This window comes from Streptomyces sp. NPDC048411, from assembly GCF_040704695.1.
In the GTDB taxonomy this organism is placed as follows: domain Bacteria; phylum Actinomycetota; class Actinomycetes; order Streptomycetales; family Streptomycetaceae; genus Streptomyces.
On the sequence record NZ_JBEZKL010000056.1, the window covers coordinates 12,216 to 29,286 of the forward strand.

The window sequence follows — 17,071 nt, forward strand, 5'->3', positions numbered from 1 at the left end:
CGGAGAGATATGACGACCACATCCGTACCCGGCGAAATGCCCGGCACCGTGATGAGCGACGAGGCGTACGGCGCGCTGCGCGCCTCGGCCGCCCTATGGGTCGGCACGTCCGTGCTGATCACCAACCCCCTCGGCCAGGTCCTGGTCCAACACGCCGACTATCGCGACACATGTCTCTTGGCCGGCCGCGCCGTCGACAAGAACGATTCCCCCGCGCACGCAGCAGCCCGTGAACTGGTGGAGGAGCTCGGAGTCACCGCCACCGTCGACCGGTGCCTGGCCGTCGACTGGATCTCCGCCGACAGCACCGGCGCGCCCGCCGCTATGCGGCGCCCACGACTCCGGCCATCGCTCCAACCACACCGAGCGGCAACCGCCGGACCTTGAGCGCGTCGACCTCGGCCCCCGCACGTCCAGGGACCTCTGCGTTTCGTTGCGGAGGCGTACGAGGTCCTGCTTGGTACGTGTGGACCGCTCGACGAGGACAACCAGGCTGCCCTTGACCTCAGCGAACCCCTCCCCGACGACAGCGACCTCGCCCGGGCCATCACGGTCCGCGCCCGCGCTCAGCAGGACGCCACCTGGAACGGCAGCAGATCGCCAACCAGCTCCGCCACTGCCCTCAGCACGCACGGCGCTACGACGAAGCAGTTGCCTTCCTGATGGAAACCGAGGCAACGCTGCGGGCTGCGTGAGCTAACGGCCTGCCCCGCGATTGGTCGTGGGCGGCCGTGACATGGCGATGGCCGAGCGGGTTCTTGAGGTGTGAAGATCAAGCAGGCCCGCGCGGCCATGGCCCATCCTGCCCTCTGCGGTCTCGCGCGCCAACATCTCGGCGAGTTCATCGAAGAACTCGCGCCACGCTGGGAAGCACGCTGCGAGTCTGGACGGCACGAGCGGCGCCGGGGTCGCCGCAGGCGGCAGGCCGGGGCCGGGCCGAAGTACGAACTCGTCTTTACCGACCGGGTGCTGGTCACCCTGGTTCACCTGCGGACCGGACTCACTCACGATGCCCTGGCCGTGATCTACCAGGTCGGATCCTCAACCGTCGGCCGCGCCATCGCCGAGATCCGGCCGCTGCTGGCCGGACGTGGATTCGCCGTCCCGACAGGCCTGGCCTGCCTGCCGCTGGAGGACCGCGTGCTTCTGCTCGCCGCCTACTGGCGGACGAACCTGACCTTGCGCCAACTCGCACCGTCGTTCGGGGTGTCCAAGTCTGCCGCCGACCGCATCATCGACCACCTCGGGCCGTCGTTCGCCGGGGCCGGCTCGCCGCCGGATGCGGCGGGCCGGACCGGGCGGGGTCAGTCCTCGGAGGGGGTGACCTGCACGACGACGTGGTGGCCGTCGCCCGCCTCGTTCAGGACGGTGATCGTGGTGCCGGTGTCCGGGACGATCACGCTGCCGGTGGGGTCGGCTGGGCTGTGGTAGCGGTCGCCGTGGCGGTCGTCGAAGACCGGGACGCCCGGCTGCGACGGCACGTCGACCGCGGCGCCGTCGCGGTGCAGGGTGAAGGCGTCCGTCGGCTGGAGGCCGAAGGATGCGTCGAAGGTCTGGATCAGGTTGGTCATCAGCGTGCCGCCGGGCCAGCGCATCGGGGCCGGGTGGGCGTCGATCGGCAGGATCTGGCCGCGGCCGGGGTGCTGGCCGACGTTGTTGTCCGTCTGCGAGGTGTCCCACAGCGAGATGAGCAGGCCGTTCTGGAACGGGTAGTGCTCCACCCACTGCGGCCGGGTGTTGCGCCAGCCGAAGTTGTACGGGCCGACCAGGAGTGAGTGGTCGTAGGAGACGTACTGCCGGTTCTCGGCGATGTAGTACTGCGGGTAGGAGGCGACGTCGGCCTCGCCGATGCGGGAGAAGCCGCTCGCCGTCCAGCCGCTCTCGCCGCCTTCGGCGTCGTCGCTCAGCAGCGCCTGGCCGTCGGCGGTCACGGTGATCGCGTCGGCCGCGAAGCCCAGGCCCGCCACGCCGCCGTCGGTGGCGTACCGGAAGCGCAGGTCGGTCTTCCGGCCGGCGAAGGCGGTGAGGTCGTAGGTCAGGTGTCGGTGGGCGCCGCCGACGCCGGTGAGGGCGGGACGGTCCGCGCCGTCACGGGGGATGGACACGCCGTCAGCGGTGCCGTCCAGCGCGGTCCAGGTGGCGCCGCCGTCGGCGGACGCCTCGGTGTAGAGGTAGTCCCAGTCCTGCTCGATGTCCCACCAGCCGTCGAGGGTGAGGGCGGCGGACGTCTTGCCGGTCAGGTCGACCGTGCGGGTGAGGGTGTTGGAGAGGTTGTCGCCCTTGCCCGACCACCACTGCTTCGCGCCCTGGGCGGGCACGGTGATGGGCGTGGAGACCTGCTTGTCGGGCAGGCTGACGATCAGGGCCTGCGGCTCCTGGCTGTTGCTGTTGTTGAACTCCGCGTAGCCGAGCTTGTACGTGCCCTTGGTCGCCGCCTTGGCGGTGGCGTAGTCGAGCCAGCCGAGCTGGAGCTTGTCCCAGGCGTTCATGTCGCCCGGCAGGTCGCCGATGGCGTCCTTGCCGCGGCCGAGCCACGAGCCCTGCGACATCACGCTCCAGGAGCCGGAGGAGGACTCGCCGGTGCCGCTGGTGTCGTAGTGGTCGGGCAGGCCGAGGTCGTGGCCGTACTCGTGGGCGTAGACGCCCAGACCGCCGTTCTCCGGCTGCATGGTGTAGTCGCCGACCCACAGGCCGGTGTCGCCGACTGGCGTGCCGCCGCCCTTGTTGTCCTCCGGGCCGGTCTTCCCGGCGTTGCCGCCGTAGACGTAACTGCGGTGCGCCCAGATAGCGTTGGCCACCTGCGCGCCGCCGCCCGCGGACTCGTCCTCGCCGCCGTGGACGATCTGGAAGTGGTCGATGTAGCCGTCGGGCTCGTTGAAGTCGCCGTCGCCGTCGAAGTCGTAGCGGTCCCACTGGTCGTACGCCGCCAGGTCGGCCTTGATCTGCTCCATGGTGCGGCCCTGGGCCCTCTGGTCGGCGAACCAGGCGTTCACGCCGTCGCGGACGAGGTCCTGGACGTTGTTGCAGATGCGGCCGCCGCAGTAATTGCTGCCGTAACGGGCCTCGTTGTAAGGGACCTTCACCCAGTCGGCGACCGTGCCGTCCACGGAGTAGCGCCCCGAGGACTGCCGTTCGTAGTACTTGGCCACCGACTCCTGGTCGGCGTCGTGCGAGAAGTAGAGGTCCTGGAAGTGCTCGCGGTGGTAATCGGCCCGCCAGTCGGTGGCGTTGTCCAGGGTCCGGTCCGGCTGGGGTATCCGGTTGTGCAGCGGGCCGGGCGTGCCGCCGTACTTGATCACGGGCGGCCGGGGGCCGGAACCGTCCGGGTCGTACATGGTCGTGCTGTCGATCGTGTCGCCGAACTCGGCGAGGATGACGAAGATCTTGTCGGTCTTCTCGCGGGAGAGCTCGGCGTACTTGCCCTTGCCGAGGCGGACGACCTTCGACGGTCCACGCTTCTCGGCGGACGCCTGGCCGGACAGCACCTGCTCCAGCGCGGCCTGGTGCCGGGCCCGCTGCTCCTCGGTGAAGGGACCGGGCAGGTCGTGCTCGTCTGGTCCTGCTCCGGTGCCGGCGGCAAAGTCGGTGGAGCCGGAGTCAGTGGAATCGGCGGAGAAGACGGGGACGGCACCGGCCGTCGAGGGGACGGCCGTGAGGGCAAGTCCGGCCATCAGGACCGCCACCGCGGCGGCGACGGACCCACGCGTGCGTCGTAACTGATTCAAGGCTGCTGCCTCCTAGTCGGGATATGTGACATTTCACATGGCGCCCTGATGGGAAATCAAGACCGCGAACGCCCGCCGCCGGAAAGACCGGACTCCCTGGCCGCGCCATGCGGGCCGGGGAGTCCGGGGAGAGCCCAGGCCGCCGGATCAGCCGAACAGGGCGGTGTAGTCGGGCACCGTGTTGCTGAGAGCGGGCACCCCGCCGCGACGGTGCACTGGTCGACGAGTTGCACGGAGTCGGGGCCCACGCCGCTCTGCTCGGCGCTGACGGCCAGCGCGATCGTGTTCGTCCCGTTGGTGTTCAAGAAGCCCTGCGGGCTGACGAACTCGCTCTGCGAGCCGATGTTCGCCACGTACTGGCCGGTGTTCCAACCGTAGACGAAGATCTGGACCCGGTACTTGGGCCTGCGTCGGGCCGAGTCGTTGATCCGCAGCGCGAGCGCGCTGTCGGTGCCCTGCGGCAGAGCGGTGCTGCCAGGTACAAGGCGAACCAGAGCACGGCGGAGTCTTCACAGACAGGCCCACAGCAGCATCGTCCACCCCGGTGGCCTGGGCCAAGCGTGAACGCCGTCGAGAGGTCTGAGGACCAGGGCCGGGTGTGGGCAGGGCTCGACTGCGGTGGCACTCTGCCATCGAGCAGTGTGATCAGCTGGGCGAGGAGCGCGTCGAGTTCATGGCCGACGGCGGCGATCCGCGGGTCGCCGTAGCTCGTGAACAGCAGGCTTGGCTGGTCGACAGCCAGCTTTACTTCTCCGAAGGTGTCGCCGTACAGGAGAGTCCGCAAGGGAGCGTGAAGCATGACCGATGGGTCGTGGCGGTACATGCGTTCAGCAATGGCGTGGTTGCCCATGAGGTACTGCGTGGCCTTCCAGGTGGACTCCGATCCAGCCATGACGGAGGTGATGTCGCTGCGGTAGTAGCGCATGAAGCCGTGGGGGGCATTGGTCTCGACGAGTTCGAGCGTGGCTTGCCATGAGGGCGCTTGCCGGAAGCGAGCGAGATCGACTTCGGGAACGAGGGCCTCGTATGTCTCGCGGGCTGCGTCGTAAGAGTGGGGAAGCGCCACGACGAGCCGCCGGGCGGGGTGGTCGATGACGGCGGTCTGCATGGTCATGGTGGTTCCTGTTCGTTGCCCGTTCGATTCCGCCGGCTTTGGTGGACGCTGGGCTTGTGACGGGAGCAGTGCAGGCTGATCACGTGAGGTCGAGGGCGAGGTGCCATGATCCGCGGAGCACTCGGCGCCCCGTCCCACGACCAGCCGGACACGATCGCCAGCACACCGACGCCGTGCTGGCGGAGTGCGGGACGCGCGGTGCGGCGCGTCCCGGATGACGCGTCACTGGCCGATGGACCGTCAGAAGTCGTACGGCTTCTTGGTGCTCCAGTTCAGCACGTCGGCCTCGTTCCAGCTGAACTGCGGCTTCTCGCCCTTGATATCGACGGAGTAGAAGGGGCCGTCGTGACCGTCCACGCCGCGCAGCGCGATGGCGAACGACTGCGCCGTGTGGTTCTTCGAGCCGTAGTCGAAGAGGTTCACCGCGCTGTACGCCTTGCCGCCGGGCCGGAGCGTGATGTGCTTGTGGCCGCCCGGGTTGTCCTTCTTCGAGTGCGGCAGTGCGGCGCCGTCGACGTCGCCGCCGAGCTTCACGGCCGGGTACGAGGTGACCCAGCATGGCTTAGTGCCCTCGTTCGACGCGGTGACCAGCAGGTGGTCGCCCTGCTGCCCGGCGAAGCGGTGCACCGCGGTGAGCAGCATCTCGTCGCCGCGGCACTGCTGGGCGCCGGCCGTTGTGCCCTTGCTCGCGACCTCGTCCGTGCCGCCCGAGGCGGTCGTCGATCGTGTGCCCTCCTTGGTGTCACCGCCGCTGTTGGCCTGCTCCGTGCCGCCCTTGCCGTCTCCATCAGACGCGGACCGGCTCTGCGCGGTACCGGCGCCATTGTCGCCGCCCGCCGCCTTCGAGCCGCCGTCGGCGCCGCCGCAGGCGGTCAGGCCCAGCGCCAGCGCGGCGGTGATGGCGGCTAGGGTGGCGGTACGAATCCGGGAAGTACGCATGATCGGGTTCCCTCTGCGTTTCGTGCGGGAGTTTTCTTCGGCCGTTCCCGCGGTGTGGGCACCACTTTTCCCGGGGCCACTGACGTTCCGGAAACGCCTCACTCACGTCCCGCAAACAAACCGCGCGAACGGGTGAGGCCGAGCCGCGGGCGCCTGGAGTTCCTCACCGTGGATCTGGCGCCCGCACGCGGCCCCGAACAGTCTCACCTGCCCCCATGGCCACCACCGACCGACAGCACCGTTCGCGCTCAACTGGCCAAGTGCAACGCTCACTGGCCAACGAAAACGCTCGAGCGGGCCCTGGACTTGGGCGAGCGATCCCGCCACCAGCTGATGAAGACCGCGCACACCGCGCTGGTCATCGAGGGCTTCTCTGTCAAGTTCAGCGCGTTGGGGCAATCGGCGAAGTCCCCTTCGACCACCAGAGGACCGAGGTCCACGTCGTGTCGGATCTCTTCCTTCGCTTCGCGGATCGCAGAGTCCGGTCCATGTTCGCCGACTACTGGCGACCTCCACTACTCGGTGATACCGTATAGTGGTACTCGGCACTACGCAGTACCGATACGGCCGAGGAGGACCAGCGATGGACGATCTGACGGAGATACTGAAGGGCACACTCGAAGGGTGCGTGCTCGAAATCATCGGCGGCGAAGAAACCTACGGGTACGCCATCACCCGTCAGCTGAACGAGCTCGGCTTCGCCGACGTCGTCGAGGGGACGGTGTACACCATCCTGCTGCGACTGGAGCGGAACGGACTCGTCCAGGTGACGAAACGACCATCCGGGGTCGGTCCGCCGCGCAAGTTCTACGCGCTCAACGACGCCGGACGCGAGGAACTCGCGAAGTTCTGGACGAAATGGCAGTACGTCTCATCACGCATCGACAGACTCAAGGAGGGCGGGAGATGAACTTCTGGGAGACCATCACAGGCAGTGATCTCACCAGGGAATGGAAGGCGTTCGAAGCCCGGGCCGAGGCCCTGCCAGACGAATACCGGGCGGCGTGGGAACAGATCAAGGTTGACCTCTTTCCCCATGGGGACTTCACCGGCCGCAACCTGATGCCGATCCTCGACGCAGCCCTGGGGCTGCTCGAAGAAACAGCGGCGGACGGGCAGAGCGTCCACGAGGTGCTCGGCGACGACATCCGAGGCTTTTGCACGGCGCTGGCCGGTGGAGAAGGGGCTCGCACCTATCGCGACCGGTGGCGCGAGCAGTTGAACAGGAACGTCGCAAGGAAACTGAGCCGGCTGGGAGGCTGACGTGGGCATCCAGGACATCATCGAAGGCAAGAAGCAGTGGCGGGCACACATGGCTCGGGTCAAGGCGCTCCCGCCGGACTACCAGATCGTCTACAAGGAGATACAGAAGTACCTGTTCAAGGTCGGGCCGATCGACCTGCCTGATGGGCCGCTGCTCCCCGGGATCGTCGACTTCTTCGAGGAGGGCGTCGCCGCGGGCAAGGGGGTCTTGGAACTCATCGGCAAGGACGTCGCCGCGTTCTGCGACGACCTGGTCAAGGACTCACGCACCTATGCGGACGTCTATCAGGAGTCCATCAGCAGGGCACCCGGCACGGCCGAGAAGTAACGCACCTCGCCAGTGGGCGTAGCCCGCACGCGCGGTTCGTTCGCCTCGGCACAGCGCGAACAGGCGACGGGCCGACCGGCCACCAGAAGCCGCCGCAGATCCTGTCCACCGAGGTGGTCGAGCCGGCCGCCGGAGACCTGGCTCAGCCCTGCCCATGCCCCTGGCGGGCAGGTCTCCGGCCGCGGGCCGCTCGACACCATTCCCCAAGACGACACGAGCGACGTGTAGTCGCGGACAGTCGCTCAATCCGAGTTCCGAGATTGCTTCCACTCCCCCTGTGTCTTCAGCCTTCGGAAGGAAGTCACCATGCCTTTATCTGTCATGCCCACGCCCAGCCCAGGTGACGGTCATCCGTCGCCGACTGCGGTTTCCGCCGTCGGGCTACGCAAGTCATACGGCGAAAAGGTCGTCCTCGACCGTATCGATCTGCGTATCCCGGCCGGGTCTGTGTTCGCGCTGCTCGGCCCGAACGGCGCCGGCAAGACCACCGCCGTGAAGATCCTGTCCACGCTCATCACCGCCGACGCCGGTGACCTACACGTCGGCGGGCACGACCTGGCCGCCGACCCACAGGCGGTCCGTGCCGCGATCGGTGTCACCGGGCAGTTCTCTGCCGTCGACGGCCTGATCACCGGCGAGGAGAACATGCTCCTCATGGCGGACCTGCACCACCTCTCCAAGCAGGAGGGGCGGCGCACCGCCGCCGAACTCCTGGAGCGCTTCGACCTGGTGGAGGCCGCGAAGAAGCCCGCCTCGACCTACTCCGGCGGCATGAAGCGCCGCCTCGACCTCGCGATGACGCTGGTCGGCAGCCCGCGGATCATCTTCCTCGACGAGCCGACGACAGGGCTCGACCCGCGCTCCCGCCACAACATGTGGGGCATCATCCGCGGCCTCGTCTCCGACGGCGTCACCGTCTTCCTCACCACCCAGTACCTGGAGGAGGCCGACGAACTCGCCGACCGTATCGCTGTGTTGAACGACGGCAAGATCGCCGCCGAGGGCACAGCCGAGGAGCTCAAGCGGCTCATCCCGGGCGGGCACATCCGGCTCCGCTTCACCGACCCGGCCACCTACCAGTTCGCCGCTGACGCCCTGCGCGAAGTCACCCGGGACGACGAGGCACTGTCGCTGTCCATCCCCAGCGACGGCAGTCAGCGCGAACTGCGTTCCACTCTCGACTGGCTCGACTCCGCCGGCATCGAGGCGGACGAACTGACCGTCCATACACCCGACCTCGACGACGTGTTCTTCGCCCTGACCGGCCCAGCCAACGTTCCCAACCAGCCCAAGGAGAACGTCCGATGAGCTGCCCGTCTCTCGCTGTACGCGACTCAAGAACGATGCTGCGCCGCAACCTGCTGCACGCGCGGCGCTACCCGTCAGGAACCCTGAACCTGCTGCTCACGCCGATCATGATGCTGCTGCTCTTCGTCTACATCTTCGGCGACGTGATGAGCGCGGGCATCGGCGGCGCCGACCGCTCCGACTACATCGCTTACATCGTCCCAGGCTTGCTGCTGATGACCATCGGCAGCACCGTGATCGGGGCCGCGGTGTACGTCTCCATGGATATGACCGAGGGCCTCATCGCCCGCTTCCGCACGATGGCGGTCTACCGCCCTTCGGTACTCATCGGGCACGTCGTCGGCAGCGTGCTGCAATCCGTCATGAGCGTGGTCCTCGTCGGCGCCGTCGGCGTGGCCATCGGCTTCCGCTCGACCGATGCCACCGCCCTGGAGTGGCTGGCAGCATTCGGGCTCATCGTGCTCTTCGCCCTGGCGCTGACCTGGATCGCGGTCGGCATGGGCCTGGCCAGCCCGAACCCCGAGGCGGCCAGCAACATGGCCATGCCGCTGATCCTCCTCCCCCTCGTCTCCAGCGCCTTCATCCCGGCCGACACCATGCCCGGCTGGTTCCAGCCGATCGCCGAGTACCAGCCCTTCACCCCCGCCATCGAAACCCTCCGCGGCCTCCTCCTCGGCACCGAGATCGGCAACAACGGCTGGATCGCGATCGCCTGGTGCGTCGGCCTGATCGCGCTCGGCTACCGCTGGTCGACGACGCAGTTCAACCGCGACCCGAAATAGAAACGACCGACCGCGCTGGCCACCTTGATGGGGCCGCTGAACGCCGCCCCAGCCACCCGGCCGGAGGCGCGGCTGATCGACATAGCCCATGGCGGGCTGGCTCTGGCCCGCTCCCGCCCCACCGCACTGATTCACGTCGACTCGCAGTAGACCAGCCGTGGCGAGCGCCGACTCCCGCAGGGACAGTGGCGAAGACATGGCAGAGCCTTGTCCCGGTGCCGCGATCCCTGCACGGTCCAGATGCTCTGTCAGCGCGAGCGATGTGTACTGCGACCCCGCGTCCGAGTGATGTATCAACTCTCCCTGAGTGTGCGGGAATCCATCCCGGTCGCACTGCCACAGGGCCATCTCCAGGGCGCCCAGGACGAGCCTGGTCTCCTTGGTGGTGGCGGCGGACCAGCCGATGATCCGACGGGAGAAGGTGTCCACATCGGGCCCGGCCATGGGACGATCACCCATCTGCCCACCCTTCCTGAGACCTGCCCTCGCTGCTCTCCGGGGTGCCGTCGGACGGGTTCGGCTCGTCGGGCATCCTGTGGGGGTGGGCCAGCGAGACGGCAAAGGGAGCTGTGGTGGACGAGCGCACGCAGGATTCGCGTGAGGTGGAGACATTCGGGATGTCTCCACAGCTGCGGCTGGATACACTGCTGGAGGACCTGCAGCAGCAGGTGGCGCAGGTTCGGGGGGCCCGGGACCGGGTCCACACACTGCTGGACGCGGTGCTGGCGGTCGGCTCCGACCTGGACCTGGAGGTGGTGCTGCACCGCATCGTGGAGTCGGCGGTCACCCTGGTCGACGCCCAATACGGGGCGCTCGGCGTCCTGGGCGAGGAAGGCACGATCAAGCAGTTCGTCACGGTCGGCATCGACAAGGAGGCCATCGCCCGGATCGGGCACTACCCGCGCGGCGAGGGCATCCTCGGGCAGCTCATCCGTCACCCGGAACCGCTGCGCCTGGCGAACCTGGCCCAGCATCCAGCGTCCGTCGGCTTCCCGTCCGGGCATCCGCCGATGACCAGCTTCCTCGGCGCCCCCATCCGGGTCCGCGACCAGGTCTTCGGCAACCTGTACCTGACCAACAAGCAGAGCGGGGCAGAGTTCGACACCGACGACGAGGCGGTGCTGCGGACCCTGGCCGCGGCGGCCGGTGTGGCGATCGACAACGCCCGGCTGTACGAGGATGCGGACCGCCGACAGCGGTGGCTGGCGGCCAGCAACGAGCTGACGCGTAGCCTGCTGTCCGGTACGGAGCCCGCCGCGGTGCTGGAATCTGTCACGGCCACCGTGCGGAAGATGGCCGGTGCGGACCTGGTCACCTTGGGCGTGCCGGTCGGTGACCGCGGCGAGTTGGTCATCGAGGCCGCCTCGGGAGCGTTGGCCGAGGAGGTCCGCGGGCTGGTGCTGCCCGCCGCGGCGCTGGCTGCGAAGGTCTTCACGTCCGGGGAGAGGATCACCAGTGATGCCGTGAGCGCCGACCCGCGCGCCGAGGGCGGCAGCGCCTCGGTGGTGGAGCTGGGGCCGGCGTTCTTCGTACCGCTCGGCACCCGGGAGCACGTCCGCGGGGTGCTGCAGGTGGCGAACGTACCGGGCAGCACTTTCTTCACGGACGCCGTTGTCGACATGGTCACCGGGTTCGGCAACCAGGCTGCGTTGGCCTTGGACGTCGCTGAGCACCGGCGGGACACGGAGCGCATGCTCGTGCTCAATGACCGCGACAGGATTGCCCGAGACCTGCATGACCTGGTCATCCAGCGGCTGTTCGCCGGCGCGCTGTCGCTGCAGTCCACGCTGGGCCGAGTGGCCGACCGGCCGCAGGTCGGCGAGCGGATCCAGCGGGTTGTGAACGACCTGGATGACACCATCAAGATCATCCGTTCCACCATCTACGGCCTCCGCGAGCACGATCGGACCCGTCGCGGCAGCGGGCTGCGCGCCCAACTGGTGGCGGCCACTGAACGGGCCACCGAATCGCTTGGCTTTGCCCCGGCCCTGCGCATGACCGGGTTGCTGGACACGGCCGTGTCCGCCGAACTGGCCGAGCAGTTGCTGGCCGTGCTCGGCGAGGCCCAGTCCAACGCCGCTCGGCACGCGCACGCCACCGCCGTCGACGTCAGCGTCGATGTCACCGACGCCGCCCTGCAGCTGCGCGTGGCAGACAACGGCCGCGGGATCGACCCGGCGGTCACCCGCCGCAGCGGCCTGGCCAACCTCTGCAGGCGCGCAGAGGAGATGGGCGGCACGTTCAGCCTGTCTTCGAACGAACCGAGCGGCACCGTCGTCAAGTGGGTCGTCCCGCTGACTGTGTAACTTTTCCGTGGATGTCGCTTCGACGTGAGTTCAGGAGTCACCTGCGTCGGTTCCGCATGATCAGTGCCGGTGATGAAAATTGATGTCCCCCGGTTCAGTTGGTCAGTGCGGCGGGGGCGCGGTGGGTGAGGGCCCAGCGGACGCCGGTGCCGGTGAAGGCCAGCGCGGCGCCGGCCACTACGGCCAGGAGGACCAGGCCGGTGGCGTAGGCGCCGTACAGGGAGCCTATGACCAGCGGCGGGACGAACCCGCCCAGGCCGCCGGCTACGCCGACGATGCCGGTGACCGAGCCGACCTTGTTCGCCGGGGTCAGCAGGGCCACCAGGGCGAAGGTCGCCCCGCTGCCCGTGCCGAGCGCGCCGGCCATGGCCAGGAAGGCGATGGTTCCCACCGGGGCCAGCGACGGGGTGAACGACTGCGCCACCGCCCCGGCGGCCACCACGGTCAGCGACGCGGCCAGGACCCGGACGGGGCCCAGCCGGTCCGACAGCCAGCCGCCGATCGGGCGCATCGCCACCGCGAGCAGCACGAACCCGGCCATCCGGTTCGCGGCGTCCGCCTGGGTCGGGCCGTAGCCGGTCTTGAGGTAGGTCGGCAGGTAGACGGAGAAGGCGACGTAGCCGCCGAAGGCCACCGTGTACAGCGCGGACGCCTGCCAGGTGATGGCCAGCCGGGCAGTGGCGGCCAGGCGGCGCCCCAGCGGCTCGGTCGGCACTGTGCGTCCGGGCGCGTCGCGGAGCAGCAGCGCCGCGGCCACGGCGTACACGGCGAGCACCGCGGCGGTGATCAGGAGGGGTGTCGACATACTGTGCGCGTTGACCAGCTTCACGGTGGTCAGGGCGCTGATCGCGGTTCCGCCCATGCCGGCGCCGAAGACACCCATGGCCAGACCGCGCCGCTCCGGCGGGAACCAGGCGTTCACGAAGGGCACGCCGACGGCGAAGGCGGTGCCGCCGATGCCGAGGAAGAACCCGCCGATCAGTAGCGCGGCGAGGGAGGAGTGTCCGGCCAGGCCGAGGTAGAGGACCGGTACGATGGTGGCCGCCGACACAATCGGGAACATGACCCGGCCACCGAACCGGTCGGTCAGCGCGCCGACCGGGATGCGGCCCAGGGAGCCGACCACGACCGGCACCGCCACCAGCAACGACTGCTGGAACGAAGACAGGTCGAGGGAGTCCTTGAAGCGCGGACCGAGCGGGCTGAGCAGCGCCCATGCCGGGACACAACAAAAGAGGGCCGACCGGCCCTACCCCCTTCCCGGCGCCCACAGGGACGATGACCTGATGTCCCCGAACGACGCCTTTCGCACCCTCGACCGGCAGGAGTGCCTGCGCCTCCTGGCCAAGGTGCCGGTCGGCCGTGTGGTCTACACCCGACAGGCACTGCCCGCAGTCCTCCCCATCAACTTCTCCCTGGACACGGACGCCTCCGTCCTTCTGTGCACATCGCCGGACTCGGACCTCGTACACGCCCTTGACGGCGTCGTAGTCGCCTTCGAGGCGGACGAGTTCGACGCGGCAACCCGGTTCGGCTGGAGCGTGGTCGTCACCGGACGGGCCACCCTGTTGACCGATCCCGCCGAGCACGAACGGCTGTCGCAGACCGGCCCCAGCTCCTGGATGCCCCTGCGGGACGCGGTGTTCGTACGGATCGAGTCCGAGATGGTCACCGGACGCGAGCTCAGGGGAGCGCTCGGCACGCAGTGAGGTGCCCCCGCAGCGACCGCGGGCTCTGACTCCGGCCGCGCGGACACAGGCGCGCGCCGACGGCGCGGAGTCACTCGGATCCGGAGACCAAGGGCGGCTCGGAAGCGACGGTCCGTATCGCGAAGGCGGGCCTGGTGCCCGAGGACGTCAATCTGCGTGATCGCTACAAGACGTTCGGCGAACTCGAAGCGGCCTGCCGGGTGTTCTGCGAAAAGGTCGACTCTCGAACTGCGGCGGGCGTTGTCTGACCTGATCCCCACCGTCAAGGCACAGAGATGGGACCCGGCCGAGGCAGCCGCCGTACGCGACCGCGTCAATCTCCACACTCGCCGCAAGCGGGCCGCTTTCCCACCGGCAAGACTTTCGGCGACTGGCTCGAGGGTAAGTCCTCTATCCCCAGAGCCACCCAGGACGCCCTCAGGACCCTCGAATGGATCGGCCGCCGCGAGAACTTCTGCATCTGCGGACCCGCAGCACCGACAAGTCCCACTTCACCGAGGCCCTCGGCCAGACCGCGGTCGAAGCCGGCCTGTCCGTCACCTGGTTCACCATCGAAGACCTGGGTGCCCTGGTGTGATCATCACCGGTAGCACCACGGTCTGAACGGTCCGGCGGCGGAGCACGAAACGGCTTTCACGGACAGTCCGCGCCCCTGGGTAACAGCAGCGGACACCATGTTCATACGGATCGAGGCGGAGCTCGTCACCCGGCGCGTGCTCGGGGCTGCCTGCGGCGCAGGCTGACGGGCCGTCTTTGCGGCGGACAGGTGCGGCCCTGTCCGCCGTGTTCCTTGGACGGCGCCGTTAGAGACCGCGTACTCACTTCGTTTCGGTATCGGTTGCAGGCGGTGTTGCGCGACGAACGGCGCAGTGCCCAGGTGCTCGCGGAGTGCTGCCGCCGTCCGGTCCGTAGCCGAATCTGATCAGCACGTGCGGATGACACCGCTTGTGTCCCGGAAGGGCCGTCGCCGCCCGCAGGTCGGGCCATTCCATGGCCTGATGCAGGAGTGACGTGCGCAGCCCGTGGGCGGTGGCCGTGAGCAGGACATACTGCAGGGCCTGGCCCGCCCGCAGCCAGTCCTCCCGCCGGTCGTGGGACGTCCACAGCAGGGCCACCTGAACGTGGCGTTCGAACCACAGGGCGGGCAGGCGGAGGGCAGGCAGCGCGCCGGTGAAGTCCCGCACCGGCATCCGCGCGGCCGTGTCGGGCGGGCCGAGGGCGGTGACGGGTATGCCGTATGGGGTGTCTGCTCCCGGGGCGGTGATCCAGGTCCGGGTTTCGGCGGTGCGCTCCGGGTGGGCGTGGTTGCGTGCCTCGGCCGCGGCGGTCAGACGCAGCAGCCGCCGTGTTCCGACGATGTCCGGCACGTGCAGGCGTGCGTCGGCGGCATGCGCGGCCGACGCCATCTCCGCCACGACCGGCTCGGGCACCGGTCGGCCGGTGAACGGCATCCGGCTGGTGTGCCGCCGCGCGATGGCCTCATAGAGGCCGGGGGCCGACGGCTGGTCGTCCGCGCCGAGGCGACCGGTCAGTCGTACGGTGGCCAACAGCCCTGGTTCGTGCGGATCCGGCAGCAGTCTCACCTCCGGCCGCCAGCCCTGGTGGACGGCGGCGAGCCGGAGGTTGAAGACCGCGGCGCCCACGGACAGATACTGGGCGCGGTGCATCGGGTCGATCAGCGGCAGTGTTCGCTCCGGCGCCGAACGGACCTCCATTGCCTGGCTGTCGGGGTCCAGGCGGAAGCACCAGGGCTGTGTGTTGTGGATCGACGGGGCTGCCACGGCGGCCGTCAGGAGCGACTCCACGGTGGCGGCGTCCAGCGGGGTTTGGGTACGCATGATGCCTCCTCTTCTCTTCGTCGTGGCCACGGGTCAGGTGGCGGGCAGGGCGGTTGCCAGCAGGACGACACCGAGCGAGCCGACGAGGGAGACGACCGCCAGGATCCGGGCAAGTTCGGAGTGGCCCTTGGCGTGGGCGATACCGTGGCCGCCCGCGGCGAGCATCACCACCACGAAGAGGGCGAGTTTGGCCGCCAAGGTACGGCCGTAGCCGGGTTCGGTGAGCGAGACCCAGGTGACGCCCTTGTGCCAGGCCATGGCCCAGCCGGTGGCCAGCTGCACCGGCAGGAACACGGCCCCGGTCAGCATGCCGAACCGGCGGCCCGCCGCGGCGGTGAAGCGGTACTTGGCCTCCGGTGCGAGCAGGTGGCGGGCCAGCGGCAGGATCACCAGGGACAGGGCCAGTTGGCCGCCGACCCAGAGGGCGGCGCCGGCCACGTGCACGAACCGCATCAGGGACCACAGGCCGACGGTGTCCATCAGTCGCTCACCTCCACCATGCCCATGGCCCCGGCTTCGGCGTGACGCGTGTCGTGGTCGACGACGGAGTAGTGGCCGGCCTCGGGAAAGTGGTCGACGATGAACGGCCGCTCCCCCGCGTCGTGCCGCTGGCGGCGGATGACACGGACGGCGGCGCTCATCGCACAGCCCTTCCCAGCGCCTTGAGGCTGTGTCCGGCCGCCCTGGAGTCAGGGAAGACGAGGCGGGCGGCCGGACGATAACCGGCCCGGACCGTGCGCAGCACCCGTGACGGGGGACGGCGGTGGAGACAGTCGCACGGATGCTGGTTGCGGTAGTACACGTGATCCCTCCAGATCGGTCGCTGATCAGCATGCGGAGTCGGGGCGTACCGGCGCGGCGGCCGATCAGTCCTTTCCGATGGACCGACAGTCCCTCGATCCGGCACTCGTGCCAGGGCCGGACGGCCCGTCGGCGCGGATGCATCGCGCCAGGTGCGGGTGTCGACGGCATTGCGGGGTGCCGGCGGGGGGAGGGCTGATGCCGCGTCCGGCCGCGCGGGGCGGCCGGACGCACGACCGAACCGGGCGACACGTGCCATACTCGCTGCGCCTGAGGCGGCCAGGGACGGGGAGATAGCCGCCGTCAGGTATGGGATGCGGTCCTACGGACAGATGAGCATATGCGGTTCGTTCAATGCCCAGGATGCAGCTCCGGGTCACCCGACCCCCCGGTCGACCGGACCCCAGCGCCGGGACCAATGGGCCCTATTGCGACCGTCCGGACTGGGCCGGAAGGCCAGCCGGCCAGGACCGCCGGCCCCAGGTGCACCAGGGCCCGCAGCGCCTAGCGTTCCCAGCCATGGAGAACGATCAGAACGCACAGCCTCAGGCGTCGCGCGCTGGTGAAGGCTGACCGCTGGCCGCCCGGCGACTACTCACCCGCCGTGAGGTTTCGGCCGACGGGCGCGCCGTGTTCGGCGAGAACAACGGCAAGTGGGAGGGCTTCTACCGCGACCGCTGGGCGCACGACAAGGTGGTGCGCTCAACGCACGGGGTGAACTGCACCGGTTCCTGCTCGTGGATGGTGTACGTCAAGGACGGCATCATCACCTGGGAGCACCAGGCCACCGACTACCCGTCCATCGGTACCGACTGCCCCGAGTACGAGCCACGCGGCTGCCCGCGCGGCGCCTCGTTCTCCTGGTACACCTACTCCCCCAGCCGGGTCCGCTATCCGTATGTACGCGGCGCGCTGCTAAAGCTGTGGCGCGAGGCACGTCGTCGCCTCGGCGACCCGG

At 69.0% G+C, this 17,071-nt stretch carries 17 protein-coding genes and 6 pseudogenes; 15 read left to right on the top strand and 8 right to left on the bottom strand.

Annotated features, from left to right (window positions below):
* The first annotated feature begins 9 nt into the window (after positions 1-9).
* The 3 genes and pseudogenes from AB0915_RS20670 to AB0915_RS20680 form a co-directional block, all read left to right on the top strand.
* A complete protein-coding gene (locus AB0915_RS20670; RefSeq protein WP_366692471.1) occupies positions 10-387 on the top strand; it encodes an NUDIX domain-containing protein in 378 nt (125 codons plus the stop codon).
* 405 nt (positions 388-792) lie between these two features.
* Positions 793-1,083, top strand: a pseudogene (locus AB0915_RS20675) (transposase family protein); the annotation flags it as partial.
* A gap of 39 nt (positions 1,084-1,122) precedes the next feature.
* Positions 1,123-1,251 (top strand): annotated as a pseudogene (locus tag AB0915_RS20680) (transposase family protein); the annotation flags it as partial.
* 53 nt (positions 1,252-1,304) lie between these two features.
* Here the strand turns inward: AB0915_RS20680 and AB0915_RS20685 are convergent.
* The gene (locus AB0915_RS20685) at positions 1,305-3,671 is read right to left on the bottom strand and encodes an immune inhibitor A domain-containing protein (RefSeq protein WP_366692495.1); all 2,367 of its coding nucleotides are present in this window, start codon (positions 3,669-3,671) and stop codon (positions 1,305-1,307) included.
* Between the two features lie 110 nt (positions 3,672-3,781).
* Positions 3,782-4,219, bottom strand: coding sequence for a beta galactosidase jelly roll domain-containing protein (locus AB0915_RS20690; protein ID WP_366692496.1), 438 nt, complete (start codon positions 4,217-4,219; stop codon positions 3,782-3,784).
* A gap of 179 nt (positions 4,220-4,398) precedes the next feature.
* Between AB0915_RS20690 and AB0915_RS20695 the strand changes: the two genes are divergently transcribed.
* Positions 4,399-4,701: a hypothetical protein gene (locus AB0915_RS20695; RefSeq protein ID WP_366692472.1), complete on the top strand. Its 303-nt coding sequence runs from the start codon at positions 4,399-4,401 to the stop codon at positions 4,699-4,701.
* A 378-nt stretch (positions 4,702-5,079) separates the two neighbouring features.
* Here AB0915_RS20695 and AB0915_RS20700 read toward each other — a convergent pair whose 3' ends face one another.
* On the bottom strand, positions 5,080-5,778 hold the full coding sequence (locus AB0915_RS20700) for a DUF4232 domain-containing protein (protein WP_366692473.1): 699 nt from the start codon (positions 5,776-5,778) through the stop codon (positions 5,080-5,082).
* Between the two features lie 583 nt (positions 5,779-6,361).
* Here AB0915_RS20700 and AB0915_RS20705 point away from each other — a divergent pair.
* The 6 genes from AB0915_RS20705 to AB0915_RS20730 all read left to right on the top strand — a co-directional run bounded on the left by AB0915_RS20705 (position 6,362) and on the right by AB0915_RS20730 (position 9,609).
* A complete protein-coding gene (locus tag AB0915_RS20705) occupies positions 6,362-6,688 on the top strand; it encodes a PadR family transcriptional regulator (RefSeq protein WP_366692474.1) in 327 nt (108 codons plus the stop codon).
* Complete coding sequence (locus tag AB0915_RS20710; protein WP_328884868.1) at positions 6,685-7,041, top strand: DUF1048 domain-containing protein; 357 nt, start codon at positions 6,685-6,687, stop codon at positions 7,039-7,041. Before AB0915_RS20705 ends, AB0915_RS20710 begins: the two co-directional genes overlap by 4 nt.
* Before the next feature lies 1 nt (position 7,042).
* Positions 7,043-7,369 carry a DUF1048 domain-containing protein gene (locus AB0915_RS20715; protein WP_366692475.1) on the top strand — a complete coding sequence of 109 codons (327 nt, stop codon included), beginning with the start codon at positions 7,043-7,045 and terminating at the stop codon, positions 7,367-7,369.
* 321 nt (positions 7,370-7,690) lie between these two features.
* Positions 7,691-8,677 carry an ATP-binding cassette domain-containing protein gene (locus AB0915_RS20720; protein ID WP_366692476.1) on the top strand — a complete coding sequence of 329 codons (987 nt, stop codon included), beginning with the start codon at positions 7,691-7,693 and terminating at the stop codon, positions 8,675-8,677.
* On the top strand, positions 8,674-9,459 hold the full coding sequence (locus AB0915_RS20725; RefSeq protein WP_366692477.1) for an ABC transporter permease: 786 nt from the start codon (positions 8,674-8,676) through the stop codon (positions 9,457-9,459). The genes AB0915_RS20720 and AB0915_RS20725 overlap by 4 nt, the downstream gene beginning before the upstream one ends.
* A gap of 24 nt (positions 9,460-9,483) precedes the next feature.
* Positions 9,484-9,609, top strand: a complete 126-nt coding sequence (locus tag AB0915_RS20730) for a hypothetical protein (RefSeq protein ID WP_366692478.1) — start codon at positions 9,484-9,486, stop codon at positions 9,607-9,609.
* A gap of 81 nt (positions 9,610-9,690) precedes the next feature.
* Here the strand turns inward: AB0915_RS20730 and AB0915_RS20735 are convergent.
* A pseudogene (locus AB0915_RS20735) lies at positions 9,691-9,888 on the bottom strand (DDE-type integrase/transposase/recombinase); the annotation flags it as partial.
* A 188-nt stretch (positions 9,889-10,076) separates the two neighbouring features.
* On the opposite strand from AB0915_RS20735, the gene AB0915_RS20740 reads away from it, so the two are divergent.
* Positions 10,077-11,765, top strand: a complete 1,689-nt coding sequence (locus tag AB0915_RS20740) for a GAF domain-containing protein (protein WP_366692497.1) — start codon at positions 10,077-10,079, stop codon at positions 11,763-11,765.
* Positions 11,766-11,859: 94 nt separating this feature from the next.
* Here AB0915_RS20740 and AB0915_RS20745 read toward each other — a convergent pair.
* Positions 11,860-12,993 (bottom strand): annotated as a pseudogene (locus AB0915_RS20745) (MFS transporter); the annotation flags it as partial.
* 58 nt (positions 12,994-13,051) lie between these two features.
* On the opposite strand from AB0915_RS20745, the gene AB0915_RS20750 reads away from it, so the two are divergent.
* From AB0915_RS20750 to AB0915_RS20760, 3 genes and pseudogenes are all read left to right on the top strand, one after another.
* A complete protein-coding gene (locus tag AB0915_RS20750) occupies positions 13,052-13,474 on the top strand; it encodes a pyridoxamine 5'-phosphate oxidase family protein (protein WP_366692479.1) in 423 nt (140 codons plus the stop codon).
* Positions 13,475-13,548: 74 nt separating this feature from the next.
* Positions 13,549-13,701 (top strand): annotated as a pseudogene (locus AB0915_RS20755) (IS21 family transposase); the annotation flags it as partial.
* A gap of 203 nt (positions 13,702-13,904) precedes the next feature.
* Positions 13,905-14,051 carry a hypothetical protein gene (locus AB0915_RS20760; RefSeq protein WP_366692480.1) on the top strand — a complete coding sequence of 49 codons (147 nt, stop codon included), beginning with the start codon at positions 13,905-13,907 and terminating at the stop codon, positions 14,049-14,051.
* Positions 14,052-14,292: 241 nt separating this feature from the next.
* On the opposite strand, the gene AB0915_RS20765 is transcribed toward AB0915_RS20760, so the two are convergent.
* Genes AB0915_RS20765 through AB0915_RS20775 form a run of 3 tightly spaced genes read right to left on the bottom strand, consistent with a single transcriptional unit; the run spans position 14,293 to position 15,953 of the window.
* On the bottom strand, positions 14,293-15,312 hold the full coding sequence (locus AB0915_RS20765) for a nitroreductase family protein (RefSeq protein ID WP_366692481.1): 1,020 nt from the start codon (positions 15,310-15,312) through the stop codon (positions 14,293-14,295).
* A 33-nt stretch (positions 15,313-15,345) separates the two neighbouring features.
* Positions 15,346-15,792 (bottom strand): hypothetical protein, encoded by a 447-nt coding sequence (locus AB0915_RS20770; RefSeq protein WP_366692482.1) that lies wholly within the window; start codon positions 15,790-15,792, stop codon positions 15,346-15,348.
* Positions 15,792-15,953: a hypothetical protein gene (locus AB0915_RS20775; protein ID WP_366692483.1), complete on the bottom strand. Its 162-nt coding sequence runs from the start codon at positions 15,951-15,953 to the stop codon at positions 15,792-15,794. Before AB0915_RS20775 ends, AB0915_RS20770 begins: the two co-directional genes overlap by 1 nt.
* Positions 15,954-16,689: 736 nt before the next feature.
* Here AB0915_RS20775 and AB0915_RS20780 point away from each other — a divergent pair.
* Positions 16,690-17,070, top strand: a pseudogene (locus AB0915_RS20780) (nitrate reductase subunit alpha); the annotation flags it as partial.
* Position 17,071 lies beyond the last annotated feature (1 nt).

Excerpts from the sequence above, each read along its gene's own strand:
- AB0915_RS20670 (WP_366692471.1), top strand. The coding sequence starts at position 10 with ATGACGACCACATCCGTACCCGGCGAAATGCCCGGCACCGTGATGAGC.
- AB0915_RS20685 (WP_366692495.1), bottom strand. The coding sequence starts at position 3,671 with ATGGCCGGACTTGCCCTCACGGCCGTCCCCTCGACGGCCGGTGCCGTC.
- AB0915_RS20695 (WP_366692472.1), top strand. The coding sequence starts at position 4,399 with ATGGCCGACGGCGGCGATCCGCGGGTCGCCGTAGCTCGTGAACAGCAG.
- AB0915_RS20700 (WP_366692473.1), bottom strand. The coding sequence starts at position 5,778 with ATGCGTACTTCCCGGATTCGTACCGCCACCCTAGCCGCCATCACCGCC.
- AB0915_RS20705 (WP_366692474.1), top strand. The coding sequence starts at position 6,362 with ATGGACGATCTGACGGAGATACTGAAGGGCACACTCGAAGGGTGCGTG.
- AB0915_RS20710 (WP_328884868.1), top strand. The coding sequence starts at position 6,685 with ATGAACTTCTGGGAGACCATCACAGGCAGTGATCTCACCAGGGAATGG.
- AB0915_RS20720 (WP_366692476.1), top strand. The coding sequence starts at position 7,691 with ATGCCCACGCCCAGCCCAGGTGACGGTCATCCGTCGCCGACTGCGGTT.
- AB0915_RS20725 (WP_366692477.1), top strand. The coding sequence starts at position 8,674 with ATGAGCTGCCCGTCTCTCGCTGTACGCGACTCAAGAACGATGCTGCGC.
- AB0915_RS20740 (WP_366692497.1), top strand. The coding sequence starts at position 10,077 with ATGTCTCCACAGCTGCGGCTGGATACACTGCTGGAGGACCTGCAGCAG.
- AB0915_RS20750 (WP_366692479.1), top strand. The coding sequence starts at position 13,052 with ATGTCCCCGAACGACGCCTTTCGCACCCTCGACCGGCAGGAGTGCCTG.
- AB0915_RS20760 (WP_366692480.1), top strand. The coding sequence starts at position 13,905 with ATGGATCGGCCGCCGCGAGAACTTCTGCATCTGCGGACCCGCAGCACC.
- AB0915_RS20765 (WP_366692481.1), bottom strand. The coding sequence starts at position 15,312 with ATGCGTACCCAAACCCCGCTGGACGCCGCCACCGTGGAGTCGCTCCTG.
- AB0915_RS20770 (WP_366692482.1), bottom strand. The coding sequence starts at position 15,792 with ATGGACACCGTCGGCCTGTGGTCCCTGATGCGGTTCGTGCACGTGGCC.
- AB0915_RS20775 (WP_366692483.1), bottom strand. The coding sequence starts at position 15,953 with ATGAGCGCCGCCGTCCGTGTCATCCGCCGCCAGCGGCACGACGCGGGG.